Origin of the sequence: Streptomyces sp. NPDC002838, assembly GCF_040295365.1 — a bacterium.
In the GTDB taxonomy this organism is placed as follows: Bacteria; Actinomycetota; Actinomycetes; order Streptomycetales; family Streptomycetaceae; genus Streptomyces.
Map to the genome: position 1 here is coordinate 1 of NZ_JBEOVF010000064.1, position 25,757 is coordinate 25,757.

General features: G+C 71.1%; 26 protein-coding genes. 9 read left to right on the forward strand and 17 right to left on the reverse strand.

Translation table 11 applies throughout. The features are described 5' to 3' along the window. Window positions 1-377: 377 nt before the first annotated feature. The 6 genes from ABT063_RS44650 to ABT063_RS44675 all read right to left on the reverse strand — a co-directional run bounded on the left by ABT063_RS44650 (window position 378) and on the right by ABT063_RS44675 (window position 7,186). Window positions 378-1,349, reverse strand: coding sequence for an N-acetylglucosamine kinase (locus ABT063_RS44650; protein WP_351066779.1), 972 nt, complete (start codon window positions 1,347-1,349; stop codon window positions 378-380). Further along, complete coding sequence (locus ABT063_RS44655; RefSeq protein WP_351066780.1) at window positions 1,340-2,605, reverse strand: 6-phospho-beta-glucosidase; 1,266 nt, start codon at window positions 2,603-2,605, stop codon at window positions 1,340-1,342. The genes ABT063_RS44650 and ABT063_RS44655 overlap by 10 nt, the downstream gene beginning before the upstream one ends. Window positions 2,606-2,611: 6 nt before the next feature. Further along, window positions 2,612-3,502: a carbohydrate ABC transporter permease gene (locus tag ABT063_RS44660; RefSeq protein ID WP_351066781.1), complete on the reverse strand. Its 891-nt coding sequence runs from the start codon at window positions 3,500-3,502 to the stop codon at window positions 2,612-2,614. A gap of 2 nt (window positions 3,503-3,504) precedes the next feature. Further along, window positions 3,505-4,446 carry a carbohydrate ABC transporter permease gene (locus ABT063_RS44665; RefSeq protein WP_351066832.1) on the reverse strand — a complete coding sequence of 314 codons (942 nt, stop codon included), beginning with the start codon at window positions 4,444-4,446 and terminating at the stop codon, window positions 3,505-3,507. A gap of 27 nt (window positions 4,447-4,473) precedes the next feature. Further along, window positions 4,474-5,811 carry an ABC transporter substrate-binding protein gene (locus ABT063_RS44670; RefSeq protein WP_351066783.1) on the reverse strand — a complete coding sequence of 446 codons (1,338 nt, stop codon included), beginning with the start codon at window positions 5,809-5,811 and terminating at the stop codon, window positions 4,474-4,476. A gap of 157 nt (window positions 5,812-5,968) precedes the next feature. After that, window positions 5,969-7,186, reverse strand: a complete 1,218-nt coding sequence (locus ABT063_RS44675) for an ROK family transcriptional regulator (protein ID WP_351066784.1) — start codon at window positions 7,184-7,186, stop codon at window positions 5,969-5,971. A 341-nt stretch (window positions 7,187-7,527) separates the two neighbouring features. Here ABT063_RS44675 and ABT063_RS44680 point away from each other — a divergent pair, with 341 nt between their 5' ends. After that, window positions 7,528-7,935 (forward strand): PPOX class F420-dependent oxidoreductase, encoded by a 408-nt coding sequence (locus tag ABT063_RS44680; protein WP_351066786.1) that lies wholly within the window; start codon window positions 7,528-7,530, stop codon window positions 7,933-7,935. 354 nt (window positions 7,936-8,289) lie between these two features. Here ABT063_RS44680 and ABT063_RS44685 read toward each other — a convergent pair whose 3' ends face one another. Beyond that, on the reverse strand, window positions 8,290-8,601 hold the full coding sequence (locus tag ABT063_RS44685; RefSeq protein ID WP_351066788.1) for a hypothetical protein: 312 nt from the start codon (window positions 8,599-8,601) through the stop codon (window positions 8,290-8,292). Window positions 8,602-8,919: 318 nt separating this feature from the next. Between ABT063_RS44685 and ABT063_RS44690 the strand changes: the two genes are divergently transcribed. Continuing rightward, on the forward strand, window positions 8,920-9,753 hold the full coding sequence (locus ABT063_RS44690; RefSeq protein WP_351066789.1) for a helix-turn-helix domain-containing protein: 834 nt from the start codon (window positions 8,920-8,922) through the stop codon (window positions 9,751-9,753). Then, window positions 9,750-9,953, forward strand: coding sequence for a DUF397 domain-containing protein (locus ABT063_RS44695; protein ID WP_351066791.1), 204 nt, complete (start codon window positions 9,750-9,752; stop codon window positions 9,951-9,953). The genes ABT063_RS44690 and ABT063_RS44695 overlap by 4 nt, the downstream gene beginning before the upstream one ends. Here the strand turns inward: ABT063_RS44695 and ABT063_RS44700 are convergent, their stop codons facing one another. Together ABT063_RS44700 and ABT063_RS44705 are read right to left on the reverse strand one after the other, a co-directional pair. Further along, entirely contained in the window at window positions 9,954-10,283 is a 330-nt protein-coding gene (locus tag ABT063_RS44700; protein WP_351066792.1) for a hypothetical protein, read from the reverse strand. Window positions 10,284-10,403: 120 nt separating this feature from the next. Further along, window positions 10,404-11,501 carry a mechanosensitive ion channel family protein gene (locus ABT063_RS44705; protein WP_351066793.1) on the reverse strand — a complete coding sequence of 366 codons (1,098 nt, stop codon included), beginning with the start codon at window positions 11,499-11,501 and terminating at the stop codon, window positions 10,404-10,406. A gap of 339 nt (window positions 11,502-11,840) precedes the next feature. On the opposite strand from ABT063_RS44705, the gene ABT063_RS44710 reads away from it, so the two are divergent. Continuing rightward, on the forward strand, window positions 11,841-12,377 hold the full coding sequence (locus ABT063_RS44710) for an HNH endonuclease (protein WP_095751270.1): 537 nt from the start codon (window positions 11,841-11,843) through the stop codon (window positions 12,375-12,377). 153 nt (window positions 12,378-12,530) lie between these two features. Here the strand turns inward: ABT063_RS44710 and ABT063_RS44715 are convergent, their stop codons facing one another. From ABT063_RS44715 to ABT063_RS44735, 5 genes are all read right to left on the reverse strand, one after another. Beyond that, a complete protein-coding gene (locus ABT063_RS44715) occupies window positions 12,531-13,124 on the reverse strand; it encodes a hypothetical protein (RefSeq protein ID WP_351066834.1) in 594 nt (197 codons plus the stop codon). An 80-nt stretch (window positions 13,125-13,204) separates the two neighbouring features. Beyond that, the gene (locus ABT063_RS44720) at window positions 13,205-14,545 is read right to left on the reverse strand and encodes a hypothetical protein (protein WP_351066794.1); all 1,341 of its coding nucleotides are present in this window, start codon (window positions 14,543-14,545) and stop codon (window positions 13,205-13,207) included. Next, window positions 14,542-15,309: an ABC transporter ATP-binding protein gene (locus ABT063_RS44725; protein ID WP_351066795.1), complete on the reverse strand. Its 768-nt coding sequence runs from the start codon at window positions 15,307-15,309 to the stop codon at window positions 14,542-14,544. Before ABT063_RS44725 ends, ABT063_RS44720 begins: the two co-directional genes overlap by 4 nt. A gap of 56 nt (window positions 15,310-15,365) precedes the next feature. Next, window positions 15,366-16,253 (reverse strand): zf-HC2 domain-containing protein, encoded by an 888-nt coding sequence (locus tag ABT063_RS44730; RefSeq protein ID WP_351066797.1) that lies wholly within the window; start codon window positions 16,251-16,253, stop codon window positions 15,366-15,368. Beyond that, window positions 16,250-16,867, reverse strand: coding sequence for an RNA polymerase sigma factor (locus ABT063_RS44735; RefSeq protein WP_351066798.1), 618 nt, complete (start codon window positions 16,865-16,867; stop codon window positions 16,250-16,252). The genes ABT063_RS44730 and ABT063_RS44735 overlap by 4 nt, the downstream gene beginning before the upstream one ends. A 215-nt stretch (window positions 16,868-17,082) precedes the next feature. Between ABT063_RS44735 and ABT063_RS44740 the strand changes: the two genes are divergently transcribed. From ABT063_RS44740 to ABT063_RS44750, 3 genes are all read left to right on the forward strand, one after another. Beyond that, window positions 17,083-17,349 (forward strand): hypothetical protein, encoded by a 267-nt coding sequence (locus ABT063_RS44740; RefSeq protein ID WP_351066800.1) that lies wholly within the window; start codon window positions 17,083-17,085, stop codon window positions 17,347-17,349. Next, entirely contained in the window at window positions 17,350-19,431 is a 2,082-nt protein-coding gene (gene malQ / locus ABT063_RS44745) for a 4-alpha-glucanotransferase (protein ID WP_351066802.1), read from the forward strand. Window positions 19,432-19,520: 89 nt separating this feature from the next. After that, a complete protein-coding gene (locus tag ABT063_RS44750) occupies window positions 19,521-19,802 on the forward strand; it encodes a hypothetical protein (RefSeq protein ID WP_351066803.1) in 282 nt (93 codons plus the stop codon). 117 nt (window positions 19,803-19,919) lie between these two features. On the opposite strand, the gene ABT063_RS44755 is transcribed toward ABT063_RS44750, so the two are convergent. Continuing rightward, a complete protein-coding gene (locus tag ABT063_RS44755) occupies window positions 19,920-20,420 on the reverse strand; it encodes a MarR family winged helix-turn-helix transcriptional regulator (protein ID WP_351066804.1) in 501 nt (166 codons plus the stop codon). 108 nt (window positions 20,421-20,528) lie between these two features. On the opposite strand from ABT063_RS44755, the gene ABT063_RS44760 reads away from it, so the two are divergent. Further along, window positions 20,529-21,443 carry an EamA family transporter gene (locus tag ABT063_RS44760; protein WP_351066806.1) on the forward strand — a complete coding sequence of 305 codons (915 nt, stop codon included), beginning with the start codon at window positions 20,529-20,531 and terminating at the stop codon, window positions 21,441-21,443. Between the two features lie 16 nt (window positions 21,444-21,459). Here ABT063_RS44760 and pepN read toward each other — a convergent pair whose 3' ends face one another. Further along, the gene (gene pepN / locus ABT063_RS44765) at window positions 21,460-24,048 is read right to left on the reverse strand and encodes an aminopeptidase N (RefSeq protein ID WP_351066807.1); all 2,589 of its coding nucleotides are present in this window, start codon (window positions 24,046-24,048) and stop codon (window positions 21,460-21,462) included. Window positions 24,049-24,160: 112 nt separating this feature from the next. Between pepN and ABT063_RS44770 the strand changes: the two genes are divergently transcribed. Next, entirely contained in the window at window positions 24,161-24,637 is a 477-nt protein-coding gene (locus tag ABT063_RS44770; RefSeq protein ID WP_351066809.1) for a DUF1203 domain-containing protein, read from the forward strand. A gap of 3 nt (window positions 24,638-24,640) precedes the next feature. On the opposite strand, the gene ABT063_RS44775 is transcribed toward ABT063_RS44770, so the two are convergent. Continuing rightward, entirely contained in the window at window positions 24,641-25,657 is a 1,017-nt protein-coding gene (locus tag ABT063_RS44775; RefSeq protein WP_351066810.1) for an aspartate-semialdehyde dehydrogenase, read from the reverse strand. Window positions 25,658-25,757: the final 100 nt, after the last annotated feature.

Below are 25,757 nucleotides of genomic sequence, written 5' to 3' on the forward strand. Positions count from 1 at the left end.
AGGAGGACGTGGAGCGGGTGCGCCTTGCCGGCGGGACCGGGCAGACCGCGACCGGGGAGAGCGTGTCGGCAGAACTGGCCGCCCGCGTCAAGGAGGACACCCCCCGACACGTCCCCTTGCCGCCGTACGCGACTGCGGGTACGGCGATCCGTCGCCCCCCGTCAGGCTGCGAGAGCGCGCCGGCGCGCGCCCACGAGCTGCGGGCAGCCGATCCCGTCCGCTGCGGTCAGCCGGCGGCGTCAGCCTGCCGCGCTGCCCCTGCCCGTCCGTCGGGCTGCGGGCAGTCGTGCCGCCTGGGGCGGCTCCCGACCCACAGAGGGCGGCACCCCGTAAGCGCCGGGCTGCGCGACCCACCCCCGCCCAGCCCCCACGCCGGTTCACTGCTCGTAGTACGCCCGCACCCGCGCCTGCACCTCCGCAGACGCCTCCACCCTGTCCAACCCCAACAGCGCCGCCCCCAGCACCGGACCCGCCGTCACCACCCGCGGTACGGCCTTGGGCGCCCGCGCCGCCAGCAGGTCCCGTACGCCGTCGTCCAGTTGGGGGTGCCGGGCGGCCAGGACCCCACCCCCGAGCAGGACCGGCGTCTCCTCGTCCAGCAGGTCCAGGCGGGTCAGCGCCACCGTCGCCATGGTCGTCACCTCGTCGGCCAAGCGGTCCACGAGGGCACGGGCCACCCCGTCTCCGGAGGCCGCCGTGGCGAAGAGGACCGGCGTCAGTTCGTGGCGGCGGGTCGGCTCGACGTGTGCCAGGTGCAGCGCCTCGATCAGGGCGTACATGGACGGCAGGCCGAAGTGGGCGGGGAGGGTGCGCGCGAGGGCCGTAGAGGCGCCGCGGCCGTCCTCCGCGCGGGCCGCGTGCCACAGGGCCTCCTCCGCCAGGCCCCAGCCGCCGCCCCAGTCGCCCGAGATACGGCCGAGCGCGGGGAAACGGGCGGTGCGCCCGTCGGGGTGCATGCCGACGCAGTTGATGCCCGCGCCGCAGACGACCGCGACCCCGCGCGGTTCGGTGACTCCGGCGCGCAGGACCGCGAACGTGTCGTTGCGGACCTGCACACTCGCGCCCCACGCGCGCGCGTGCAGCGCGGCCGCCAGTTGTTCCTCCTCCACCGGGAAGTCGGCGTTGGCCAGGCAGGCGGAGACGTGGTCGACGGAGGTGACGTCGGAGGCGGTGAAGGCCCGCGTCACGGCCTCGGCGATCTGGTCCACCGCCGCCTCGACGCCCACCGCAGGCGGCCGGAACCCGCCGCCGCGGGCCGTGGCGAGGACGGTCCCGTCGGCCCCCACGACCGCGACGTCGGTCTTGCTGTTGCCCGCGTCGACAGCGAGGACACTTGCGGTCAGGCCCACGCGAGGTGCTCCCGGTTGTGTGCGAGCAGTCGGTCGGTGAGCGATTCGGCGTACTCGTACTGGGCGATGAGGGGATGGGCGAGGAGGGCTCGGAAGACCCGGTCGCGGCCGCCGTGCAGGGCCGCCTCCAGGGCCAGGTCCTCGTACGTCGTCACGCTCGCCATCAGGCCCGCGTACAGCGGGTCCACCGTCGGCACGGGCAGCGGCGTCGCGCCCATGTGGCCGACCGTCGCCTGCACCTCGATCACCGCGTCGGAGGGGAGGAAGGGGAGCGTGCCCCGGTTGTACGTGTTGACGACCTGGTACGGGCTTCCGCCCCCGCCCAGCAGCCCGGCCGCCAGGTCCACCGCCGCCTCCGAGTAGTAGGCGCCGCCCCGCTTGGCGAGCAGCTCCGGCTTCGAGTCGAGGGCGGGGTCCGCGTACATCTTCAGCAACTGGCGTTCCATTTCGGCCACTTCGGCGGCCCGGGAGGGCTTTGTGCGCAATTCTCGTACGACCTCGTCGTGCGCGTAGTAGTAGCGCAGGTAGTAGGACGGGACCACTCCCAGGCGGTCGAGGAGGGGGCGGGGGAGGTGCAGGTCCGCGGCGATCTTGTCGCCGTGGTCGGAGAGGAGCTTCGGCAGGACGTCCTCGCCCTCCGGGCCGCTCAGGCGTACCCCCGTCTCCCAGGTGAGGTGGTTGAGGCCGACGTGGTCCAGGTGGACCTCCGCGGGCGTGACGCCGAGCAGCGCCGCGAACTTCCGCTGGAGGCCGATCGCCACGTTGCACAGGCCGACCGCCTTGTGGCCGGCCTGGAGCAGGGCTCGGGTGACGATGCCGACCGGGTTGGTGAAGTCGATGATCCATGCGTCGGGGTTCGTACGGCGGACCCGTTCGGCGATGTCCAGGACGACGGGGACGGTGCGCAGGGCCTTGGCCAGGCCGCCCGCGCCGGTCGTCTCCTGGCCGACGCAGCCGCAGTCCAGGGGCCAGGTCTCGTCCTGCTCGCGGGCCGCCTGGCCGCCGACGCGGAGTTGGAGCAGCACGGCGTCTGCCCCTTCGACGCCCGCGTCGAGGTCGTCTGTCGTGACGATCCGGCCGTCGTGGCCCTGGCGGGCGAAGATGCGGCGGGCCAGGCCGCCGACCAGGTTCAGGCGTTCGGTGGCCGGGTCCACCAGGACGAGTTCCTCGATGGGAAGGGTGTCCCGCAGGCGGGCGAAGCCGTCGATGAGTTCCGGCGTGTAGGTCGAGCCTCCGCCGACCACAGTGAGTTTCATACGTGCTTAACCCTTCACTCCGGTGAGCGTGACGCCCTCGACGAACGCCTTCTGGGCGAAGAAGAACACGAGGATCACGGGGGCCATGACCAGAACGGTGGCGGCCATGGTGAGGTTCCAGTCGGTGTGGTGTGCGCCCTTGAACGACTCCAGGCCGTAGGAGAGGGTCCAGGCGCCGGGGTTCTCCGAGGCGTAGATCTGTGGGCCGAAGTAGTCGTTCCAGGCGTAGAAGAACTGGAAGAGGGCGACGGCGGCGATGCCCGGCCGGGCCATGGGCAGCACCACTCTCAGCAGAGTGCGCAGCTCGCCGCAGCCGTCGACCCGGGCCGCGTCCAGGTACTCGTTCGGGATCGTCATCAGGAACTGACGGAGGAGGAAGATCGAGAACGCGTCGCCGAACGCCATCGGGATGATCAGCGGCCACAGGCTTCCCGACAGGTCGAGCTGCTTCGCCCAGAACAGGTACATCGGGATGACAACCACTTGCGGCGGCAGCATCATCATCGAGATGACCAGCATCAGCGCCAGATTCCGGCCGCGGAAGCGGAACTTGGCGAGCGCGTACGCCACCGGGATCGATGACACGACGGTGAGGGCCGTGCCCAGTCCCGCGTAGATCAGCGTGTTCTTCCACCAGGTCAGGAAGCCGGGCGTGTCGAGGACCTGCCGGTAGTTGCTCCACTCCCAGGTGTCCGGGACGAGGTCGCGGGTGAGTGCCTGCTGGTCGCTCATCAGCGAGGTCAGGAAGACGAACACGAAGGGCAGGGTGAAGAAGAGCGCGGCGGCGATGCCGAGGGAGTGGACGGCGATCCACTCCAGGAGCGCCCGGCGGCGGGCGGTGCGCTCACTCGCCGGGGCCGCGATCGACTCCACCGGCCGGTCGAGTACTTGGATCATGGTCAGTCACCTGCCTGGATCAGTCCGCCCCGGCGCCGCATCAGCAGCGCCGTGAACGCCATGGCGAGGGCGAACAGCACCAGCGCCACCACGCAGGCGGAGCCGTAGTCGAAGCGCTGGAAGCCGAGGTTGTAGACGAGCTGGGGCAGCGTCAGGGTCGACTTGTCCGGGTAGCCCGGCTCGAACTGCTGGCCGGAGCCGCCGATGATCCCGGAGGCCACCTTCCCGGCCACCAGCGGCTGCGTGTAGTACTGCATCGTCTGGATCACGCCCGTGACGACGGCGAACATCACGATCGGCGAGATGTTCGGCAGTGTGACGAACCGGAACCGCTGCCAGGCCGACGCCCCGTCCAGCTCGGCGGCCTCGTACTGCTCCTTCGGTACGTCGAGCAGCGCGGCCATGAAGATGACCATGAGGTCGCCCACGCCCCACAGCGCGAGCGCGGTGAGGGCCGGCTTGGACCAGGTGGGGTCCGTGAACCAGCCGGGCGTCGGCAGCCCGAGGTCGCCGAGGATGGAGTTGACCGGCCCGGTACCGGGGTTGAGGAGGAAGACGAAGGCCAGGGTCGCGGCGACCGGAGGGGCGAGGTAGGGCAGGTAGAACAGGGTGCGGAAGACGCCCGTGCCCGTCCTGATCTTCGTGATCAGCAGGCCGACGCCGAGCCCGAACACCACCCGGCACGTCACCATCACGAGCACCAGCCAGAGCGTGTTGCGCAGGGCCGGCCAGAACAGCGGGTAGTCGCTGAAGACGTAGGCCCAGTTGCCCAGGCCGCGGAAGACCGGTGTGCCGAAGCCGTCGTACTTCATCAGTGAGAAGTACACGGTGGACACCAGCGGATAGGCGAAGAAGACGCCGAACCCGATGAGCCACGGTGACAGGAAGGCCACCGTTCGAAGCGCCGACGTGCGGCGCTTCGCGCGGAGCGTGCGGGTGGACACGCGCGGGGAGTGCGTGGACATCGAACGCTACTTCGCCTGCTCGATGTCGGTGTCGATCTGCTCGGCGGTCTTCTCCAGACCGGCCTTCAGGTCCTTCACCTTGCCGGACTCGTACTGGTAGCCGAAGTCCTGCAGCGTCGTCTGGTACGTGGAGCCGTTGACGGACGCCGGCGGGGTGTTCGACTCCGGGTGCTGCGCGATGTCCAGGAACGTCTGGAAGCCCGGGTCCACCTCGAGGTCGGGCGACTTCAGGGCCGCGAACGTGGACGGCACATTGTGGATGGCGTTGGCGAAGGAGACGACGGCCTCGGTGTCGGTCGTCAGGTACTTCACCAGCTCCCAGGCCGCGTTCTGCTTCTTGCTCTGCGGGGCGATGCCGATGATGGTGCCGGAGAGGAAGCCCTTGCCGTACTCGTCGACCTCGTCGTCGGCCACGGGCAGCGGGGCGGTGCCGATCTCGAAGTCGACCCCGGCGGACTGCGCCATGCCGAGGCGCCACTCGCCGTCGAGCTGCATGGCCACCTGGCCGGTCTGGAACGGGTGCTTGGCGCCCCACTCGTCACCGAAGGTGTTGCGGTACTTCTCCAGCTTCGCGAAGCCGCCGAGGTCGTTCACCAGCTTCTTCTGGTACGTGAACATCTCCGCGAACGCCGGGTCCTTGGCGATGTTGGACTTGCCGTCGGAGTCGAAGTAGGCGTGGTCCCACTGGGACATGTAGTGGTCCACGACCGTCTCGTAGCCGTGGTAGTTCGGCATGAAGCCGAGCTGCTCGTAGCTGTCGCCCTTGGCGACGGTGAGCTTCTTGGCGACCTTCGCCAACTCCGACCACGTCTTCGGCGGGGACTTGATGCCCGCTTTCTCGAAGGCGTCCTTGTTGTAGTAGAGGCCGTAGGCGTCGCCCAGCAGCGGCAGGGCGCAGCGCGTGCCCTCGAACTGCGTGTAGTCCAGCATCGGCTTCGGGATGATCTCGTCGAGGTCGAGCTTCGACTTCTCGATGAAGGGCTTCAGGTCGAGGAAGGCGCCGGAGGAACAGAACTTGCCGACGTTGGACGTCGAGAACGACGACACCACGTCCGGCCCGTTCGAACCGCCCGCGCGCAGCGCCTGGTTGAGCTTGTCGTCGTTGATGTTGCCGACGACCTTCACCGTGATGTTCGGGTGGGCCTTCTCGAAGCGGTCGACGTTCGCCTGGATCGCCTTGGCTTCGGCGGGTGCGCTCCAGCCGTGCCAGAAGGTGATCGTCGTCTTGGCGTCGGGGTCGTCGGAGGCCGTGGTGTCCGCCTGGCCGGTACAGGCCGTGGCGAGGAGCGCGAGGGCGGCGGTGGCGGCGAGCGCGATCGCCGCGTTCTTGGATATTCCGGGCATGGCAGGGTCTCCTGAGGGCAGGGGTGAGGTGGGGACGGGACGGTGCGGACCGCGCCCCGTAAGGGGCGCGGGGCTGTGTCGATATGCGGCTCCGCCGCATGGGCACGACCAGCCACGAACGGCCCGCGGTTTTCGGACGGCCTTTCAGCCGGCCTTTTCAGCGGAGCGTCAACGTGTCGAAGACCTCGTCGCGGGTGGTCGCGAGCGCGCTCTCCAGCGCGCCGCGCAGCACGGGGTGTTCACGGACGTCGCCGATGACGAGCCGGGGTCGGGGTGCGGCCAGCTCCGCCAGTTCCGCCTGGACGAGGGCGCGCAGGGTTTCGCCGCCCGAGGTGAGCGAGGCTCCGCTGAGGACGACGAGTTCGGGATCGAGGACGGAGACGAGGGAGGCGAGACCGGTGGCGAGGTTCGTCGCGTAGGTCTCCAGCAGGCGCCGGTGGGGACCGTCGTCGGCCTCCGTGGCGCGGGCGACGAGGGCGGCGGCGACCTCGGCGTACGGCCCCGACGGGATGTCGTCGACGCCGAGTTCACGGGCCAGTGCGGGCAGGGCCTGCGAACCGGCGAGCTCCTGGAAGCCGCCGCTGCCGGCCTTGCTCACCTGGCGGACCAGGGGCGCACCGGGCACCGGCAGGAAGCCGACCTCACCGGCGCCACCGGTCCAGCCGCGGTGCAGGCGGCTGCCGAGGACCAGGGCGGCGCCGAGGCCCCCTTCGTTCCACAGCAGCACGAAGTCCCCGTGCCCGCGGGCCGCCCCCAGTCGCTGCTCGGCGACGGCGACGAGGTTGACGTCGTTCTCGTACTCGACCGGCATGGGTAGAGCGGCGGCGAGTTCGTCGAGGAGCGTGGGGGAGTGCCAGCCAGGGAGGTGGGAGGCGTAGCGCAGGCGGCCGGTGTTGGGGTCGAAGGCGCCGGGGGTGCCGATGACGAGCCGGTGGACGTCGTCACGCGCGAGCCCCGCCGCCTTGACCGCGCCGTCGAGGGCGTCGGTGACCTGCCGTACGACGGGCTGGGTGGGACGTTTCTCCGGGGTCGGGAGTTCGTACGACCCCACCGTGCGGCCGGTGGCGTCGGCGACGGCGGCGAGGATGCGCTCGGGGCTGACATCGAGCCCGGCGGCGTAGGCGGCAGCCGGGTTGACCTCGTACAACTGGGCGTTGGGGCCGGGTCGGCCCTCACTGGTACCGGTCGCGAGAACCAGCCCCGAGGCCTCCAGGCGAGCCAGGAGCTGGGATGCGGTCGGCTTCGAAAGGCCGGTGAGCTTGCCGATCCGCGTGCGGGACAGGGGCCCGTGCTCCAGGAGGAGGTCGAGGGCAGCCCGGTCGTTCATGGCGCGCAGGACGCGCGGGGTGCCCGGGGTACCTGCGGTTCCTGCCATGGGGTTTACACCTGCCTTTCGGGTGCCCAGCTTTCCAGGGGGGTGGTGGGGAAGTCCATCTGAAGATGATTGTTAGGAAGGTTTCCTGTCTGGTGGTCTGGACCATAGAGCCGAGGGGGGAGAGGCGTCAATGGGGGCCGGTCGGGAGGCGACCGACTTGTTACCCGACGCCCGTGGGACACGGCCGGGTCGGGCAATCCGCGTACAGGACCCGTAGCAGCGGGGATGCAGGCAACACGCCCTGTCCCGCGGGAATTTCGGTGGCTGCGCCAGGGTTGCAAGGCGCGCGATCCTTCCCGGGGGATCGCATCCCCATGGACATCACACAAAGGACTCTGACCGTGGCAGCCGAGTTATCCGACGAACTGAAGAAGTACCTCGACGACTCCCGGGTCTTCGCAACCGTGGCGACGGTGTCGCCCGACGGGCAGCCGCACCTGACCGTGGTCTGGATCAAGCGCGACGGCGACGACCTGCTGTTCTCCACCACCGTGAACAGGCTGCAGGGGAAGAACGTCGCCCGCGACTCGCGCGTCACCGTGATGATCAACCCGCCCGAAAACCCGTACACCTACGCAGAGATCCGCGGCACGGCAACGGTGACCCCAGACCCCGCCCGGGAGCTGCCGGACGAGTTGTCCCGCAAGTACACGGGCCAGGACTACGCCACGTTCAACCCGGCCTCGAAGAGCGATGGGGAACGCATCGTCGTCCGTGTCACTCCGACCAAGATCACTGGCCGACTCTGAGCTGAGCCCCCGCTCCATATCCATGACCAGGGCTGGCGCGGGGGCTTCACGGCCTTGGAACCCAGGGCTCGGGGCAATCGCGCACGGACGCGACGAGTCCTCCGGCCCAAGGCCGCCACCATCCGCGGCCTGGGCTTCCCCTGCGCCGTCCGGGCCCTGACCAGCAGTTCTGGAGGGACACCAGGTCAGACAATATGTGGAAGCCCCGGCCGGGTGCCGGCGGAGACCCACGACGGGGGCCGGTCCGACGGGCTGAGGCGCCATGGGGCGGGGCCAGTGACTACAGCGCCGTAGGCACGTAGGCGGGGCGGGGGCCAGGGTCTTCCGGATGCCCCCAGATCCTGTGCTTGAACATCACGTGTGGCTCCGGGGGATGCGTTCGCCGCGGCTGACTGCGATGCGGAGGGTGTCGGACAGGGACTCCGTCGCCCGGGTGAGCGCGAAGCGCACCGCTCGTTCGCCGGCCTTGGGGTCGGCGAGTACGGCTCTGGCTCCCGCGAGCACCTGCTCGCCCGAGTCCAGTTGGGCGGCTTCCACGTCGTCGGCGAGCAGGGAGAGCCTGCTGTGGTCGTTGTCGGTGCTGAGGTAGCAGGGCTTGCCGTCGGGGGTGGTCCAGGGCAGGAGGCGGAGGGTGTCGGTCGGTGGGGCCGCGTTGTGGGTGCTCACCGCGTCACCTCCACGCCGTGGATCCGCCGGGGACCGACGTCGATGCCGTATGTGGCGAGCCACAGGGCGCGACGGCGCTGTCGTTGGAGTCTGCGTTTGCGACGGACGTCCGTGGTCGGCAGCAGTGCGCAGCCGCTGCCATGAGCAGCAACTTCCCGAGTCCCGCCATGCGTTCGCCCATCCCTTGCGCTCCTCGTCGTGGTCGATCGGTGCGTGACGAGCGGTGATTACCGTTCGTGTCTCGATCGTCACTGCTTGCGCGTACGTTGCGGAAGAGGGCTGGCGTTGTCCGGGCGCCAGGCAACGGTGAGGGGTGACATGACCGAACACCCGGTCGCAGAAGGGGAGTCGAGGCGCGCGGCTCTCGGGCGGACGCTGCGGTTCCTGCGGGAGAAGGCGGGTAAGTCGCTGGGGCAGCTGGCCGAGGAGACGGCGTACGACAAGAGCTATCTGTACCGCCTGGAGAAGGGGGAGCGGCTCTCCAAGCGGGCTGTCATGGAGGACCTGGACAGGTATCACGGCTCCGGTGACCTGCTGGTTCGCCTGTGGCGGGATGCACGTAAGGAGGTGATCAAGGACAAGTACAAGGCATTCATGGACGTGGAGGCGACGGCTCGGGTCATGTGGTTGTTCCAGCTGCGGGTGCCGGGAGTGCTACAGACCGAGGACTATGCCCGTGCGGTGTTGTCAGGGTTGTCCGGAGCGCAGACAACGGCTGGCAACGGCGAGGAAGTCGAAGAGCAGGTGGCCTTGCGCATGGGGCGGAAGGAGCTGCTGTACCGCGATCCGGCGCCGAGCGTGCGTGTGATCCTGGATGAGGGAGCGCTGCGGCGCCCGGTCCCCGACGCGAAGGTGTGGACGGACCAGTTGTCGCATCTGGTGGACGCGGCGGAACTTCCCAATGTCGCGCTACAAGTGCTGCCCTACACGGCCGGTGTGCACGACCTCATGGACAGCCATCTCTGGCTCCTCTGGCAGCGAGTCGGCGACCCCGTTGCCTACGTGGAAGGCAACGGATTCGGCGAACTGATCGACGATCCGGACAAGGTCTTGTCCTTCCGCTTGTCCTACGATCTCGTCAGGGACGCGGCTCTGACTCCCGTGGAGTCGACGGCGTTCATCAAACGCCTTCTGGAGGAGTGCAGATCATGAACCGAAACCCCGACCTGACCACCGCTGTGTGGCGCAAGTCGTCCTACAGCGACGGGGGCGGCACGAACTGCGTCGAGGTCGCCGACGGTTACGCCGGTCTCATGCCTGTACGCGACAGCAAGGCGCCGGACGGCGGGATGATCGTTTTCGGGGCGACAGCGTGGACGTCATTCCTGGCGCAGGCCAAGAGTGAATTGTGATCAGGGTGGGGTACGGCCCTGGGAGGGGGAGGGGCTCGCCGAGGTCCACCTCGGTGTCCGTGCTAAGGCGGTCGTGCCCCCTGCCTCGTCGGCGAACCGGAATCCGTTGCCCTTGCCGGCATGTGCGATTCCCGCCGAGTGGAGCTGAAAGGCCAGCTCGCCGGCCGTGTCGCTGTGCCAGCGGTCCGGAGGGGAGAGCGGGACGTAGGCCCTGCCCTCGATGTACTCGGGTCGGACGGGCATGGGTGCGACCGCCTCGTACTTGGCCAGCAGGTCGCCCGCCTCCAGTCGCGAGAGGAGATCCGGTTCGGCTGTGGGGTCGGCGTTCATCGGTGCTGTTCCAGGGGTCGGATCGAGGAGCGGGCTCGGAAGAACCCTGGAACAGTCACCGACGTCGTGTGCGACCTTTGCCGTACGTTCACTCGAACGAGTGTGCTGACGTTCCGCTCGCTACTTCGTCGTACTAGGCGGCACCAACGGCGTAGCCGCCTGCGCCTGCGGCGACGCCGTGTTGGAGTACGCCGACGGGGCCGCCATCCCCGCCGTCGGGTCCGCGTCCGAGTCGCCGTCCACCGGGACCGGCGGGCCGCCCACGATCGGGATGTTCGCCGCGTCGAAGGCGCGTTTGATGCGCCAGCGGAGTTCGCGTTCGACCGTGAGGGACTTGCCGGGCATCGTCTTCGCGGACACCCGTATCACCATCGAGTCCAGGAGCACGCTGTCCAGGCCCAGGACCTCGATCGGGCCCCACAGGAGTTCGTTCCAGGGCTCTTCCTTGCTCATCGTCTCGGCGACCTCGCCGATGGTGCGCTTCACCTTGTCGAGGTCCTCGTCCGGGCGGACGGTCACGTCCACGTTGGCCGTCGACCAGCCCTGGGAGAGGTTGCCGACGCGCTTGACCTCGCCGTTGCGGACGTACCAGATGGCGCCGTTCTCGCCGCGCAGCTTGGTCACGCGCAGGCCGACCTCGATGACCTCGCCGCAGGCCACGCCCGCGTCGATCGAATCACCGACGCCGTACTGGTCCTCAAGGATCATGAAGACGCCGGAGAGGAAGTCCGTCACCAGGTTGCGCGCGCCGAAACCGATCGCCACGCCCGCGACACCGGCGGAGGCGAGGAGCGGGGCCAGGTTGATCTCGAACGTGCCGAGGATCATCAGGGCCGCGGTGCTGACGATGGTGAAGCTCGCCACCGAGCGCAGCACCGAGCCGATCGCCTGCGAGCGCTGGCGGCGGCGTTCGACGTTGACCAGGAGGCCGCCGAGCGCCGTGCCGTCCACCGCCTGCACCGTGCGGTTCATGCGGTCTATCAGCTTGGTGATCGCCCGCCGTACCACCACTCTCAGCACCGCCGCGATCACCAGGATCAGCAGAACCCTCAGGCCGATCGCGAGCCACGTGGACCAGTTCTGCTCGACCCAGCCGGCGGCGTTCGTCGCGCTCTCCTGGGCGTCCTGGAGCGTCGGCACCGCCGGGGCGGTCGGCGTATCGGAGGGGGACGGCGACGGCGACGGACCGGCGGCCAGTAGGGCGGCGGACAAGGACACGGCAGGAACCTCCAGGTGCAGCGGTCCGCCCCACCGGCAGTGGTCAAGGTCGTCCGCGGCCGATCAAGGTCACGAAAAGGTCACCGGTAGGGCAGGTCCACCACACTATCGGGGCATCGTGTGTGGATCGGTGTGATGTTCGGGGGAGGGAGCGCGCTCATCTGGGGATGAACAGGTGGGATGAACTGCTCATGATCCTGGGGATGAATGGGATGTGGTTGAAAACACTCCCAGCCCGTTACCGGCACATGGTGGCGCTTCCACCAGGCATGAGGGGAGACTGACTTACGAATCGTCCCGGCGCGAGCCACGCGCCGCCGGCGTCCAAGGAGGCCATCCGTGCCGCAAGTCCTGGTCCTGAACGCGTCGTACGAGCCGCTCGGCGTCGTACCGCTCCGCCGCGCGCTCGTCCTCGTCCTGGAGAACAAGGCCGTGTGCCTCGAGGAATCCGGCGCCTATCTGCACAGTGCAACCGTCACAGTCCCCGCACCCAGCGTGGTCCGGCTCAAGCGATTCGTGCGGGTTCCCTACCGGGGGCCCGTTCCTCTGACCCGTCGGGCGCTGTTCGCCCGCGACGGGGGCCGGTGCATGTACTGCGGTGGCGTCGCAACCAGCGTCGACCACGTCATCCCGCGCAGTCGCGGGGGCAAGCACGTCTGGGACAACGTCGTCGCGTCCTGCCGTCGCTGCAACCACGTCAAGGCCGACCGCCATCTCTTCGAGATCGGCTGGCGCCTGCGCCACAAACCCGCTCCGCCCACCGGCCTGGCCTGGCGCATCATCGGGACCGGCCATAGGGACCCGCGCTGGCTGCCGTACTTGCAGCCGTACGGCGCGGACGACGCCTTGGCCCGGATCGACGGCATTTCCGCCTGAGGATCCGGGCTTTTGCATACCCGGTGACATTCGGTGACCGGCAGTTGGTGACTGAGAGCCGGTGACGGCATGCGGTGACCGGCATTCGGTGACCCCGAGGGGCCCCACGTCCACCGCGACGCGGGGCCCCTCGGGGTGCCCGCCCCCATGGGGTCAGGCGCCCGTCCCCTCCGCCCGCGCCCCCCGTACGACGTACAGCGCTCCGCCCACCACGAACGCCCCCAGCGCCATCGCCCAGGCGCCCGTCTCGCCGCCCGGCTGCACCGGCCACGCCAAGACCGTGACCGCGCGCCCGTGCGTCCCGGCCGACCCCAGGTACACGGCGCTGACGTAGCCGAAGGCCGGCAGCCAGCTCAGCCGGGCGCCGAGCACGGTGGCCGCGGCCGCGGTGACGCCCGTGCAGCCGAGCGTGTTGCGGATCATGGCGGACGGGCCGAACACGGACGCGTGCCCGAGCACCGCCACCGACAGCAGGGCCGCGGCGAGCGCGGTGAGGGCCAGGAGATGGACCAGCCGCCGCTGCCACCAGGGGCGTGCGGCCGTACGGTCCAGCTCGTCGGACGCGGTGTGCAGGCTCGACCCGATCACCGCGGACGCGAACAGCGGGGCCAGCGCCACGACCGGCACCCGTCGGTCCGGACCGAGGTAGGCGTCCAGACCGTGTACCGCCCATAGGGCGAGGCCGGTCGTCGCGAGGAGCACGGCAAGGGCGCGCGGGACGGTGCGCGAGCGGGCGTACAGGAGCAGACCGTCGAGCGCGGTGCCGGAGCACGAGCGGGCGTACGGGAGAAGGGCGCCGGAGCGCGCATGCAGGAGGCGGTCCTCGGTCACAGCGTCGGCACCTCGCTCGGGTCGCACTCGTCCACCGTCGCGAAATACGCCGACAGCCAGGAGCGGCGCTCCTCCTCGCCCATCGCCTTCAGGCGGGCGCGGGCGGCGAGCTGGGCGTCGAGCCTGGCGCGGTCTGCTTCGCTCCCCTCGGCGAGCAGCTCGTCGAAGTACTTCTCCACCGGCTTGGGCGCCAGATAGTGCTCCACGGCGTCGTCGACCGGGTCCAGACGTGGGTCCGGCTCATCGCACCAGCTCCGGCCGATCAGCATCATCCCGGCCTCCCACGCGTACTGCTCCGGATCGGTGAGCCGTCCCCGTACGACGCTCCAGCCGATCGGCGTGACGATCGGCAGCCGCGCCTCGTCCCGCGCCGGCTCGCCCGGCAGGTCCTCGTACCGCACCGGCAGGTTCCGTACGCCCTCCAAGCGGTCCGTGAGACCGGACAGGGCGTCCGTGACCTGCGGCAGAAGGCCCTCGTAGCGCGCGTTCACACAGATCTGCGGGGTCGTGGAGGTGTCGCACACCTGGCGACGGGCGAGCGGGCTGGTGTGCCACAGGCCGTCCCCGGTCTGCACCAGCAGCGCGCCCGCCGCGGTCGCGGCGGCCAGCGGGAGCAGCGCCGTCCAGCGGCGGCGGGCCGCGTAGGCCAGGACCGCGGCGGTCGCGAGACCGCCCGTCCACACCATCAGCGTCACGGGCTGCCACCACACGGGGACCGCGTCGGCCCCGCCGTCGACGACGGGGGACAGGTACCGCACACCGCGTCGGCTGTCGTTGTAGAGAGGGAAGGCGAGAACGACGTACGCGCCCGCCGCCAGCAGCGGCGCCGTCAGCCGCCAGGCCATCACCCGTCCCACGACCTGGCCCGCGACGGTGGCCGCCGCAAGGACGACCGCGTCCGTGAGCAGCGCGATCAGGTACGGGCTGTCGCCCGTGGCGCAGTACCAGGTGGCGAGCAGCGCGAGGCCGGCCGCGGCCGCGTACCCGGCGACCACCCAGAGCACCAGGGGCAGCGCCGATGCCAGCAGCCGGGCGAGCGGGCCGCGCGCGGCCGTCGTCAACAGTTCTCCGGTACGGCGTCTGCGCTCGCGTCCGCCGTGCCAGCAGCCCGCGGCCAGGGCCAGCGGGACGCCGAGCATCACGGACGTGACGTGCAGTTCGTCGCGGGTCTCGGCCCAGCCGCCCTGCCACCGTGCCGAGTTGACGGCCAGTGCGACCGCGAAGGTCAGCAGGACGGCGGCGCCCGCCCAGGGAGCGAAGCCGCGGACGACCTCAGCGCGCAAGGGGTGGGGCGAATGGCGCTGCGCTGGGGCTTCTTTCTCCGCTACGAGGGTCATCGCGCCGCCCCTTCCAGGGCCCGGTGGGCGCGCAGCGCCGCCGTGTAACCGCGCTCGATCGGGTTGTCGCCGGCGCCGCCCGCCGACTCGCCGAGCTCGGCGAGCGACTCGGGTGTGCCCCGGTAGGCGACCCGGCCCGACTCCACGAGGGTGACCTCCGTGCAGGCCGCCGCCACGTCCTCCACCAGGTGCGTGGAGACGATGACGGTGGACGAGGTGCCCAGCTCGCGCAGCAGGTCGCGGAACTCCACGCGCTGCTCCGGATCGAGGCCGGCGGTCGGCTCGTCGAGCAGCAGCACGTCGGGCTCGTTGACGATGGCCTGCGCGATGCCGACGCGGCGGACCATGCCACCGGACAGCGTCTTGACCTTCGCGTCGATACGGTCGGCGAGCCCGACGCGGCCGACGGCGCGTTCGACCGCGGCCGGGGTCCCGGCGGCGGGCATCTCCTTCAGCCAGGCCACGTACGCGACGAACTCCCGCACGGTGAATCCCGGGTAGTAGCCGAACTCCTGCGGCAGATATCCCAGCCGCCGCCGCACCGCGGCCCGCCGCCGGTGGTCACGGACGTCGTCCCCGAGCAGCTCCACCCGGCCGCCGTTCGGTGCGGCGACCGTGGCGAGGACCCGGATCAGCGAGGTCTTGCCGGCGCCGTTCGGACCGAGCAGCCCGTGCACACCGGGGCCGAAGGCGAGGTCCACCGAGTCGAGGGCGACGGTTCTGCGGTGCCGGACGTGCAGGCCGGTCACTCGTATCGTGCTCAACGGTTCTCCAGAGGTGAGGTGGGAGGCGGGCGCGGCCGGTGTCCCTCCGGGCGTGCTCAACGCTGCTCCAGGTGGTCGTAGGCGGGACGACGGGCGGCCAGCAGTACGGCGCACAGGACGGCCGCAGCCGCCCAGCCGCCCTGCGCCGCGGCGCCGTCGAGGCAGTACGAGAGCTGCTCGGACAGGCGGGCCGTCAGCCGGCCGCCCGGGGCGGCGAGCGCCGGGGCGAGTACGGCGCACAGCCAGCCGCCGCCGGTCACGGCCGTCGCCGTACGGCAGCCGACGAAGCCGGCCAGCGTCAGCGAGGCCAGCGTCAGGGTGAGCCCCGGCAGCAGCCAGGCGGCGGCGCCCGGGGCGTCCGAGGACGGCAGCAGCACACCGGCGAGGGTCAGCAGCGGCAGACTCACCGCCAGTACGGCGGCCGTCCGGGTCAGCAGCAGGCGCAGCCCGGCGGACGGTGTGGCCGCGGCGATCTCGTGCAGCGGGTCGGCGTGCGCGCCGTAGGAGAGGGCGACTCCCGCGACCGGGACGACGGGGGCGACGGCCAGCAGCAGGGGCCGCGCGCCCGTGAAGTCGGCCCCGTACGCGAGGGCGACCGCGCCGAACGCCACGAGCAGCACGGCCGGCAGCCAGGCCCCGCGCACGGCGGGCCCGGCGGCCCACAGCACCCGGGCGAGCCGAGGACGGACGGAGGGAACCGAGGTTTGCGCCGGTGCCGGTGCCAGTTTCGGAGCCGCGGGTGCCGTCCGCGGCACGTCCAGCACCGCCTCCCGCACCTCCGCCAGCACCACCCCCGCCGCCGTCTCCCGCACCGCCCGCGAGACCCGGGCCGCGCACCCGCCGCACGTCTCCAGGTGTTTCTCCAGCGACCAGGCGTCGGGCTCCGGCAGGGAGCCGTCGCCGTAACGGGTCACGAGGTCGTCGGACGCGTGCCAGCCGGTCATGCCGGGCCTCCCATCGGCGACGGGTTCAACTGGGCGAGGGCGGCGCGCAGTTCGGCGCGGGCGCGCAGCGCGCGGGACTTGACGGTGCCCTCGGGGATGCCGAGCAGCCGGGCGGCCTCGCGGGTGGTCAGCCCGTCGACGACCGTGGCGCGCAGCACCTCGCGCAGCTCGGGCGAGATCCGGTCGAGGGCGGTGCCCACGTCGCCGTACTCCAGCCCCGCCAGCACCCGGTCCTCCGCGGACGGCGCGGCAGCGGCCTGGGCCCACCCGACCCGCGTCTCGTCCGTCGGCGAGTTCATCGGGGTCGTCTCCAGCCGTGCCGCCCGCTGGTGCGCCCGCCGCGCGTCCACCAGGCGGCGCGCGGCGATGGTCCACAGCCAGCCGCCGGCCTCCTCGCCGCGATGCCCGTGCGCCGACCGCCACACCGTGACGAACGTGTCCTGGAGCACCTCCCGCACGACCTCGGCGTCGGCGCAGCGCCGGGTCAGCCGTGCGTGCAGCCAGCCCGCGTGCCGGTCGTACAACGCGGCCATCGCCGCCGAGTCCCCGGCCGCGACGGCGCGCAGCAGCGCCGCGTCCGAGTCCCCCTCGTCCTTCTCCCGGTGGCCCCCCATGGGGCGGAACAGTCTCACACCCGGTCTATCGACGGGCCGGGGGCGACCGGTTCGCCGTACCGCGCCGGAAGAGAAGCGGCAGAGAACCGGAAAAGCCGGAAGAGAACCGGAAGAGAATGTGACTAGACGCACGTTCTTTCCTTCTGTACGTCTGTCGCCGCGACCGCTGGGTAGGGCTGCGGTATCCGCACGTCGTACTCGACAAGGAGGCCCTCGTGGCACACCTTCTGCTCTCGGCCCACTCCAAACCCGAGGCGGAGCCGTCCGCCTACTTCCAGGCGGGACCGTCCGCCTATCCCGAGGCGGGACCCTCCGCCGCACCCGATCTCCACGCGTGCGTGTTCAGCGCGGAGGGAGCCTGCGCCGAGGCGCCCCTCACCAGCGAACCGCCCCTGCCCGACGCCGAACCCCTCACCAGCGAGCCGCCGCTCGCCGACGCCGCCCCGCTGACCAGCGAGTCCGATGCCCTCGCGGAGTTGTAGATGACCGCGCCCCAGTCGGCCGAGCCGCCCGCCGAGGACCTCGCGCGGCTCGCCGAGCTGTATGGCGTCGCCACTTCTTACAGCCCGTCCCCGGACCGCACGGTCGCGGCCTCCGCCACCGCCGTCACCCGGGTCCTGGCCGCCCTCGGGGTCGTCGCCGACACCCCGGGGGCCGTGCGCGCCGCGCTCGCCGCCCGCGAGCGCGAGCTGCGCGAGCGGCTGCTGCCGCCGACCGTGGTGTGCTGGAGCGGCGGTACGGCCGCCGCTCTCGACGCCCTGCCGGCCGGCACCCGCCTGCGCATCACGACCGAACAGGGCGAGACCCGCGCCGCCGCCGACCAACTCCCGCCCGGCGTCCACCGGTTGACGGCCACGGCACCCGACGGCCGCACCGCCGACGCCCACCTGATCGCCGCCCCGGCCCGGCTGCCCACGCCGCCCGGACGCTCGTACGGACTCCTCGTCCAGCTCTACTCCCTCCTCTCACGGCGTTCCTGGGGCATGGGTGACCTCGGTGACCTCGCCGAACTGACCTCCTGGGCCGGCCGCGCGCTCGGCGCCGGATTCGTCCAGGTCAACCCGCTGCACGTGGCTGTGCCCGGCACGCCCACCGATCCCTCGCCCTACCGGCCCTCCTCGCGGCGCTTTCCCGACCCGGTGTACCTGCGGATCGAGGACATCCCCGAATTCGTCCATGCCGGGGACCGGGAGCGCACGGGGGCGCTTCAGGAGCGGGCCGACCGGTTGCGGGCATCGGTGCTGGAGAAGGGCGCGCTGATCGACCGGGACGCCGTGTGGGAGCTCAAGCGGGAGGCGCTGGAGCTGGTGCGGGAGGTGCCGCTCGGGCCGGGCCGGCGCGCCGCCTACTGCGACTACCTCGCCGAGCAGGGCGAGGCCCTGGAGGACCACGCCACCTGGTGCGCGCTCGCCGAGGCGCACGGCTCCGACTGGCACCGGTGGCCGGCCGGTCTGCGCGACCCCCGTTCCGCCGAAACCGCCCGCGCCCGTTCCGAGCTGATGGACCGGGTCGATTTCTGGTCCCGCCTCGCCTGGCTCACCGACGCCCAGCTCACCGCCGCCCAGCGCACCGCGCGCGAGGCGGGCATGCCGGTGGGGGTCGTCCACGACCTGGCGGTGGGGGTGCACCCCGGGGGCGCCGACGCCTGGGCGCAGCAGGAGTACTTCGCGGCCGGGATGTCCGTGGGCGCGCCCCCGGACGCCTTCAACGCCCGCGGCCAGGACTGGGGTCTGCCGCCCTGGAGACCGGACCGACTCGCCGCGTCCGGCTACGCCCCCTTCCGTCACCTCCTGCGCGCCCTCTTCCGCTACGCGGGCGCCCTGCGCATCGACCACGTCATGGGCCTGTTCCGCCTGTGGTGGGTCCCGCAGGGGGAGGCGCCCACCGAGGGCACGTACGTCCGCTACGACGCCGAGGCCATGCTCGCCGTACTGGTACTGGAGGCTTCGCGGGCCGGCGCGGTGGTGATCGGCGAGGACCTGGGCACGGTGGAGCCCGGCATGCGCGAGACGCTGCGCGAGCGCGGGGTGCTCGGCACGTCGGTGCTGTGGTTCGAGCGTGACTGGGAGGGTGACGGCCGTCCCCTGCCCCCGGACCGCTGGCGCGCCGACTGCCTCGCCACCGCCACCACCCACGACCTGCCGCCCACCGCCGCCCGCCTCACCGGCGAACACGTCGAACTCCGTGACAGCCTCGGCCTGTTGACGCGTCCCTTGGAGGAGGAACGCGCGGAGGCCGCGGCGGACACGGGGGAGTGGCTGGGTCTGCTCACCCGGCTCGGCCTGCTGCGGGGCACGGGCGGCGGCGCCGACACGTCTTCGGAGGAGGCCGAGATCCAGGCCGTCCACCGCTACCTGCTGCGCACCCCGGCCCGCATGGTCGGCGTCTGGCTCCCCGACACCATCGGCGACCGCCGCCCGCAGAACCTGCCGGGAACGTGGGACCAGTACCCGAACTGGCGGTTGCCGATCGCGGACGCGGAAGGCAGGCCGGTGACGCTGGAGGACCTGGCGGGGACGGGGAGGTTGCACGCGTTGGTGGAGGTGTTGAGGGGTTCGCCGTGAACCCGCGGGCAGCCGATGCCGCAACACCGGGCACCTCATTACGGCACCCCGGACGCGCGTGCCCGATCGGCGTTCGCTACTTTTGCACCGTGGACAAGAAGAACGCCCTGCGCGCCGGCACCCTGGCGGCCGGTACGACGCTGATGATGCTGCTCATGTCGTCCCCCGCGCTCGCGCTGACCCGCGACGACGGCGACGACCCCGGTCCGGGCCTGAGCGTCATCGAGACGCTGGGGCTCTTCGTCGTGGCCCCGCTCGCCCTGTTCGCGGTCATCGCGGGCCTGGTGATGGTCCTCGACAAGTCGCAGGAGGCGCACCGGGTGACCACCCGCAACATCAAGACCAGGAACAAGGCCGAGTCGAAGGCCTGACGCCCACTTCTTCACCGAGGGCGCCGACCCCGCCGTACGTACGCGCATCCGCCGTACGTGGGCGGGGCCGGCGCCTTCGGCGTGTCTTCCGTCCGGCTCGCCACGGCCAGGCGCCCGTCACTTCTCCGTCGCGAGCAGCAGTTCCCGCAGCAGGTCGGCCAGCTGGTCCGCCCGTTCGGCGTCGAGGGCGGACAGGGCCTCCGTCTGGACGGCGAGGCCCGCGCCGACCGCCCGGTCGACCAGGTCCAGCCCCTGTTCGGTCAGCGTCACCTGCAGGCCCCGGCGGTCGTGCGGGTCGGGGGAGCGGCGCAGCAGGCCGGCCCGTTCCAGCTTGTCGAGGCGACCGGTCATCCCGCCGCTGGTGAGCATGAGCGTCGCCGACAGCTGGCGGGGCGAGAGGGTGTACGGCTCGCCGGAGCGGCGCAGGGTGGCCAGCACGTCGAACTCGCCGCGTGCGATCCCGCAGGCCGCGTACGCCTTGTCCGTGCGGTCGCTCATCGCGCGCGAGAGGCGGTAGATCCGCCCGAAGACCTCCATGGCCCTCGTGTCGAGGTCGGGTCGCACGGCCGCCCACTGCCCGATGATCGCGTCGACGGGGTCCTTGTCCTCTGCACTCATGCGGTGAGTATCCCCGATTCCGGTCACCCGCAAGAAAGTGGCTTGACTATAAGTAGCTTAGCGCTAAGCTACTTCCCGCCAAGCTACCTTCCGAGAAGGGTGCCGGTCATGCGGCCCACCACCGTCCTGCTCACCGCCCTCGCCCCCATCTCCTGGGGCACCACCTACGCCGTCACGACCGAGTTCCTCCCGGCCGACCGCCCCCTGTTCACCGGCCTCATGCGCGCCCTGCCCGCGGGACTGGTCCTGCTGGCCCTCGCCCGGGTGCTGCCGCGCGGCGCCTGGTGGGGGAAGGCGGCCGTGCTCGGGGCGCTGAACATCGGCGCCTTCTTCCCGCTGCTGTTCCTGTCCGCGTACCGGATGCCGGGCGGGCTGGCGGCGGTCGTCTCGTCGGTCGGGCCGCTGTTCGTCGTGGGCCTGTCGGCGCTGCTGCTGGGGCAGCGGCCGACGGCCCGCAGTGTGATCACCGGGGCCGTGGCCGCGTTCGGCGTCAGTCTGGTCGTCCTGCGGGCGGCCGGGGCGCTCGACCCGGTCGGGGCGCTGGCGGCCCTCGCCTCGACCGCCTCGATGTCCGCCGGCACCGTACTGACCAAGCGCTGGGGCCGCCCCGACGGCGTCGGCCCCCTCGCGCTCACCGCCTGGCAACTGACCGCCGGCGGCCTGCTCATCGCCCCCCTCGCCCTCCTGATCGAGGGCGCGCCGCCCGCGCTGGACGGCCGGGCGGTCGGCGGCTACCTCTACCTCGCGCTGGCGAACACGGCGGTCGCGTACTGGCTGTGGTTCCGCGGCATCGGCCGGCTCACCGCCACACAGGTCACCTTCCTCGGCCCGCTGTCGCCGCTGACCGCCGCGGTGGTCGGCTGGGCGGCGCTCGGGCAGGCGTTGACGCCGGTGCAGCTGGCGGGGATGGCGCTGGCGTTCGGGGCGACGGTGGCGGGCCAGATACGGCCGGGAGCCACCCTCCCGATCACCGACGGCAAGAGGGCGCCCGGCACAAAGCCGGGCGCCCTCACAGCCGTCTGACCGACTACTGGTACTCCTACTGCGCAGCCGCCGCCGCGTCCGCCGCCTGCGCCTTCAGCGCGCGCTCCACGCCCGCCCGCGACTCGGAGACGAGCCGCCGCAGGGCCGCGTTGGGCTCGGCGGAGGCCAGCCACTCGTCCGTCTTGCGCAGGGTCTCCTCGGAGACCTGGATGGACGGGTAGAGGCCGACCGCGATCTGCTGGGCCATCTCGTGCGAGCGGGACTCCCAGATGTCCTTGACCACCTCGAAGTACTTGTCCGTGTAGGGGGCCAGGAGCTCTCGCTGGTCCGTCTGGACGAAGCCGGAGATCACGGCCTCCTGGACGGCGTTCGGGAGCTTGTCCGACTCCACGACCGACGCCCACGCCTCCGCCTTGGCGCTCTGGGTCGGGCGGGCGGCCCGGGCGGTGGCCGCGTGCCGTTCGCCGGCGGCCGTCTTGTCGCGCTCGTACTCGCCCGCGATCTCCGCCTCGTCGAAGCGGCCCACCGCGGCCAGCCGCTGCACCAGCGCCCAGCGCAGCTCCGTGTCGACGGCCAGGCCCTCGATCGTCTGGGAGCCGTCCAGCAGCCCCTCCAGCAGGTCCAGCTGCTCCGGCGTACGGGCGGTCGCCGTGAACGCGCGCGCCCACGCCAGCTGGTGGTCGCTGCCCGCGGCGGCCGAACGCAGGTGGGCCAGCGTGGCGTCCGTCCAGCGGGTCAGCAGGGCCTCGCGGGCGGTCGGCTCGGAGTAGAACTCGATCGCCATCTTCACCTGGCGGTGCAGCGACTGCACGACGCCGATGTCGGACTCCTTGCCGATGCCGGACAGGACGAGGGAGAGGTAGTCGCGGGTGGCGAGTTCCGCGTCCCTCGTCATGTCCCACGCCGACGCCCAGCACAGGGCACGGGGCAGGGATGCCTCGAAGTCGCCGAGGTGCTCCGTGACGAAGGCAAGCGACTGCTCGTCCAGGCGGACCTTCGCGTACGACAGGTCGTCGTCGTTCAGCAGGACCACGGCCGGACGACGCTTGCCGACCAGCTGCGGTACGGCCGTCAGCTCGCCGTCGACGTCCAGCTCGAGGCGCTCGTCGCGCACCAGCTTGCCGCTGTCGCCTTCTGAACTGTCCAGCTCGTAAAGGCCGACCGCGATGCGGTGCGGGCGCAGAGTCGGCTCGCCCTTGGCGCCGGTGGGCAGCGCCGGGGCCTCCTGACGGATCCCGAAGGACGTGATGACACCGTCGGCGTCCGTCTCGATCTGCGGGCGCAGGATGTTGATGCCGGCGGTCTCCAGCCACGACTTCGACCAGGCCTTCAGATCACGCCCGGAGGTCTCCTCCAGGGCGCCGAGGAGGTCGGAGAGACGGGTGTTGCCGTAGGCGTGGCGCTTGAAGTAGGCCTGTACGCCCTGGAAGAACTCGTCCATGCCGACGTACGCGACGAGCTGCTTCAGGACGGAAGCGCCCTTCGCGTACGTGATGCCGTCGAAGTTGACCAGCACGTCGTCCAGGTCGCGGATCTCGGCCATGATCGGGTGCGTGGACGGCAGCTGGTCCTGGCGGTAGGCCCACGTCTTCATGGAGTTGGCGAACGTGGTCCAGGAGTGCGGCCAGCGGGACTGAGGGGCGTACGCCTGGCAGGCGATGGAGGTGTAGGTGGCGAACGACTCGTTCAGCCACAGGTCGTTCCACCACTCCATGGTGACCAGGTCGCCGAACCACATGTGGGCCAGCTCGTGCAGGATGGTCTCGGCGCGCACCTCGTACGCCGCGTCCGTCACCTTCGACCGGAACACGTACTGGTCCCGGATGGTCACGGCACCGGCGTTCTCCATCGCGCCCGCGTTGAACTCCGGCACGAACAGCTGGTCGTACTTCTTGAACGGGTACGCGTAGTCGAACTTCTCCTGGAACCAGTCGAAGCCCTGCCGGGTCACCTCGAAGATCGCGTCCGAGTCGAGGTGCTCGGCGAGCGAGGGGCGGCAGTAGATGCCGAGCGGGACGGACTGGCCGTTCTTCTCGTACACGCTGTGGACGGAGTGGTACGGGCCGACGATCAGCGCGGTGATGTACGTCGAGATGCGCGGCGTCGGCTCGAACTCCCAGACGCTGTCCTTGGGCTCCGGGGTCGGGGAGTTGGAGATGACCGTCCAGCCGTCGGGAGCCTTCACGGTGAACTGGAAGGTGGCCTTGAGGTCCGGCTGCTCGAAGCTCGCGAAGACCCTTCGCGCGTCCGGCACCTCGAACTGGGTGTAGAGGTAGGCCTGGTTGTCGACGGGGTCGACGAACCGGTGCAGACCCTCGCCGGTGTTGGTGTACGCGCAGTCGGCGACGACCCGGAGGATGTTGCGGCCCTCCAGCAGCCCGGTCAGCGCGATCCGGGAGTCCTCGAAGACCTCGGCCGGGTCGAGCTGGTCGCCGTTGAGGGTCACCTCGTGGACGGTCGGGGCCACCAGGTCGATGAAGGACGCGGCGCCTTTCTCTGCGACGTCGAAGCGCACCGTCGTCACGGACCGGTAGGTACCGCCCTCCTGCGCGCCGGAGAGGTCGAGATCGATCTCGTACGAGTCAACGGTGAGCAGCTTCGCCCGCTGCTGCGCCTCTTCGCGAGTCAGGTTTGTGCCAGGCACGCGGTCATCTCCTCGTTATGTGTCGGTTCGGCCATCCTTCCACGGGACGCACAGGGAAAGCGATGTCCGTTTCCCGCCGGTGGGCAGGTCGGATGCGCGCGAGCCTGAAGCCATGACGACGTACGCCGCACGACCCGTCTCCCCGACGGCCCTGAAGGAGCTGCGCTCTGCTGACGACGGGGGACGCGGGATGGTTCCCGTGACGGACGAGGAGGGCGGTGCCCCGCTGCGCTGCTGTCTGCGCCGCAGCGTCCCGGGGGAGCGAATCGCCCTGGTCTCCTACGCGCCCCTGCGCCGCTGGGCGGCCGAGACGGGTGCCGAGCCGGGGGCCTACGACGAGCAGGGGCCCGTCTTCATTCACGCGGAGGAGTGCGCGGGACCGGACCTCGACGGGCTGCCCTTCGCGAACGCTCACCGCACAGTCCGCCGGTACTCGGGCGAGGGGCACATCCTGGGCGGGCGGCTCGTCGAGGAGCCGGGCGGATTCGACGCCGCCTTCCGGGAAGCGTTCGACGACCCGGCCGTGGCGCTCGTCCACGTCCGGGCCGTCGAGTACGGATGCTTCCTCTACGAGGTGCGCAGGCCCTGAAGGTCAGCCCTTCAGCTCCGCCGCCACCAGCTCCGCGATCTGCACCGCGTTCAGCGCGGCGCCCTTGCGGAGGTTGTCGTTGGAGACGAACAGGGCGAGGCCGTTGTCGACGGTCTCGTCCTTGCGGATGCGGCCGACGTACGACGGGTCCTGGCCGGCCGCCTGCAGCGGGGTCGGGACGTCGGTGACGGCGACGCCGGGGGCCCCGCCCAGCAGCTCCTTCGCGCGCTCCACGCTGATCGGACGGGCGAACCGGGCGTTGACCTGGAGGGAGTGGCCCGTGAAGACGGGGACGCGGACGCAGGTGCCGGAGACCTTCAGCTCGGGGATCTCCAGGATCTTGCGGGACTCGTGGCGGAGCTTCTGCTCCTCGTCGGTCTCGTTCAGACCGTCGTCGACGATCGAGCCGGCCAGCGGGAGCACGTTGTACGCGATCGGGGCGACGTACTTGTTCGGCGCGGGGAACTCCGCAGCCGAGCCGTCGTGCGTCAGCTTCGGCGCGTCCTCGCCGACCTTCTTGACCTGCTCGAACAGCTCGTCCACGCCGGCCAGGCCGGAACCGGACACCGCCTGGTAGGTGGCGACGACCAGGGCCTCGAGCCCCGCCTCCGCGTGCAGCGGCTTCAGCACCGGCATCGCGGCCATCGTCGTGCAGTTCGGGTTGGCGATGATGCCCTTGGGGCGGTTGGCGATCGCGTGCGGGTTCACCTCGGAGACCACGAGCGGTACGTCCGGGTCGCGCCGCCACGCCGACGAGTTGTCGATCACGACCGCGCCCTGTGAGGCGACCTTCTCGGCCAGCGCCTTCGAGGTCGAGCCGCCCGCGGAGAACAGCACGATGTCCAGGCCGGTGTAGTCGGCCGTGGAGGCGTCCTCCACCGTCACGCCGTCCAGGACCGTCCCCGCCGAGCGGGCCGAGGCGAACAGGCGCAGCTCCGTCACAGGGAAGTCGCGCTCCGTGAGAATCCTGCGCATGACCGTGCCGACCTGACCGGTGGCTCCGACGATTCCGACCCTCACGGCGACTCCTTTACGTGGCAAATGTGTGTCTGCTGCATGGCCGAGGCGTTTCCATCATGCGGTCAGCCCTGGTCCACCTGTCCAATCGTTTGGACAGGAC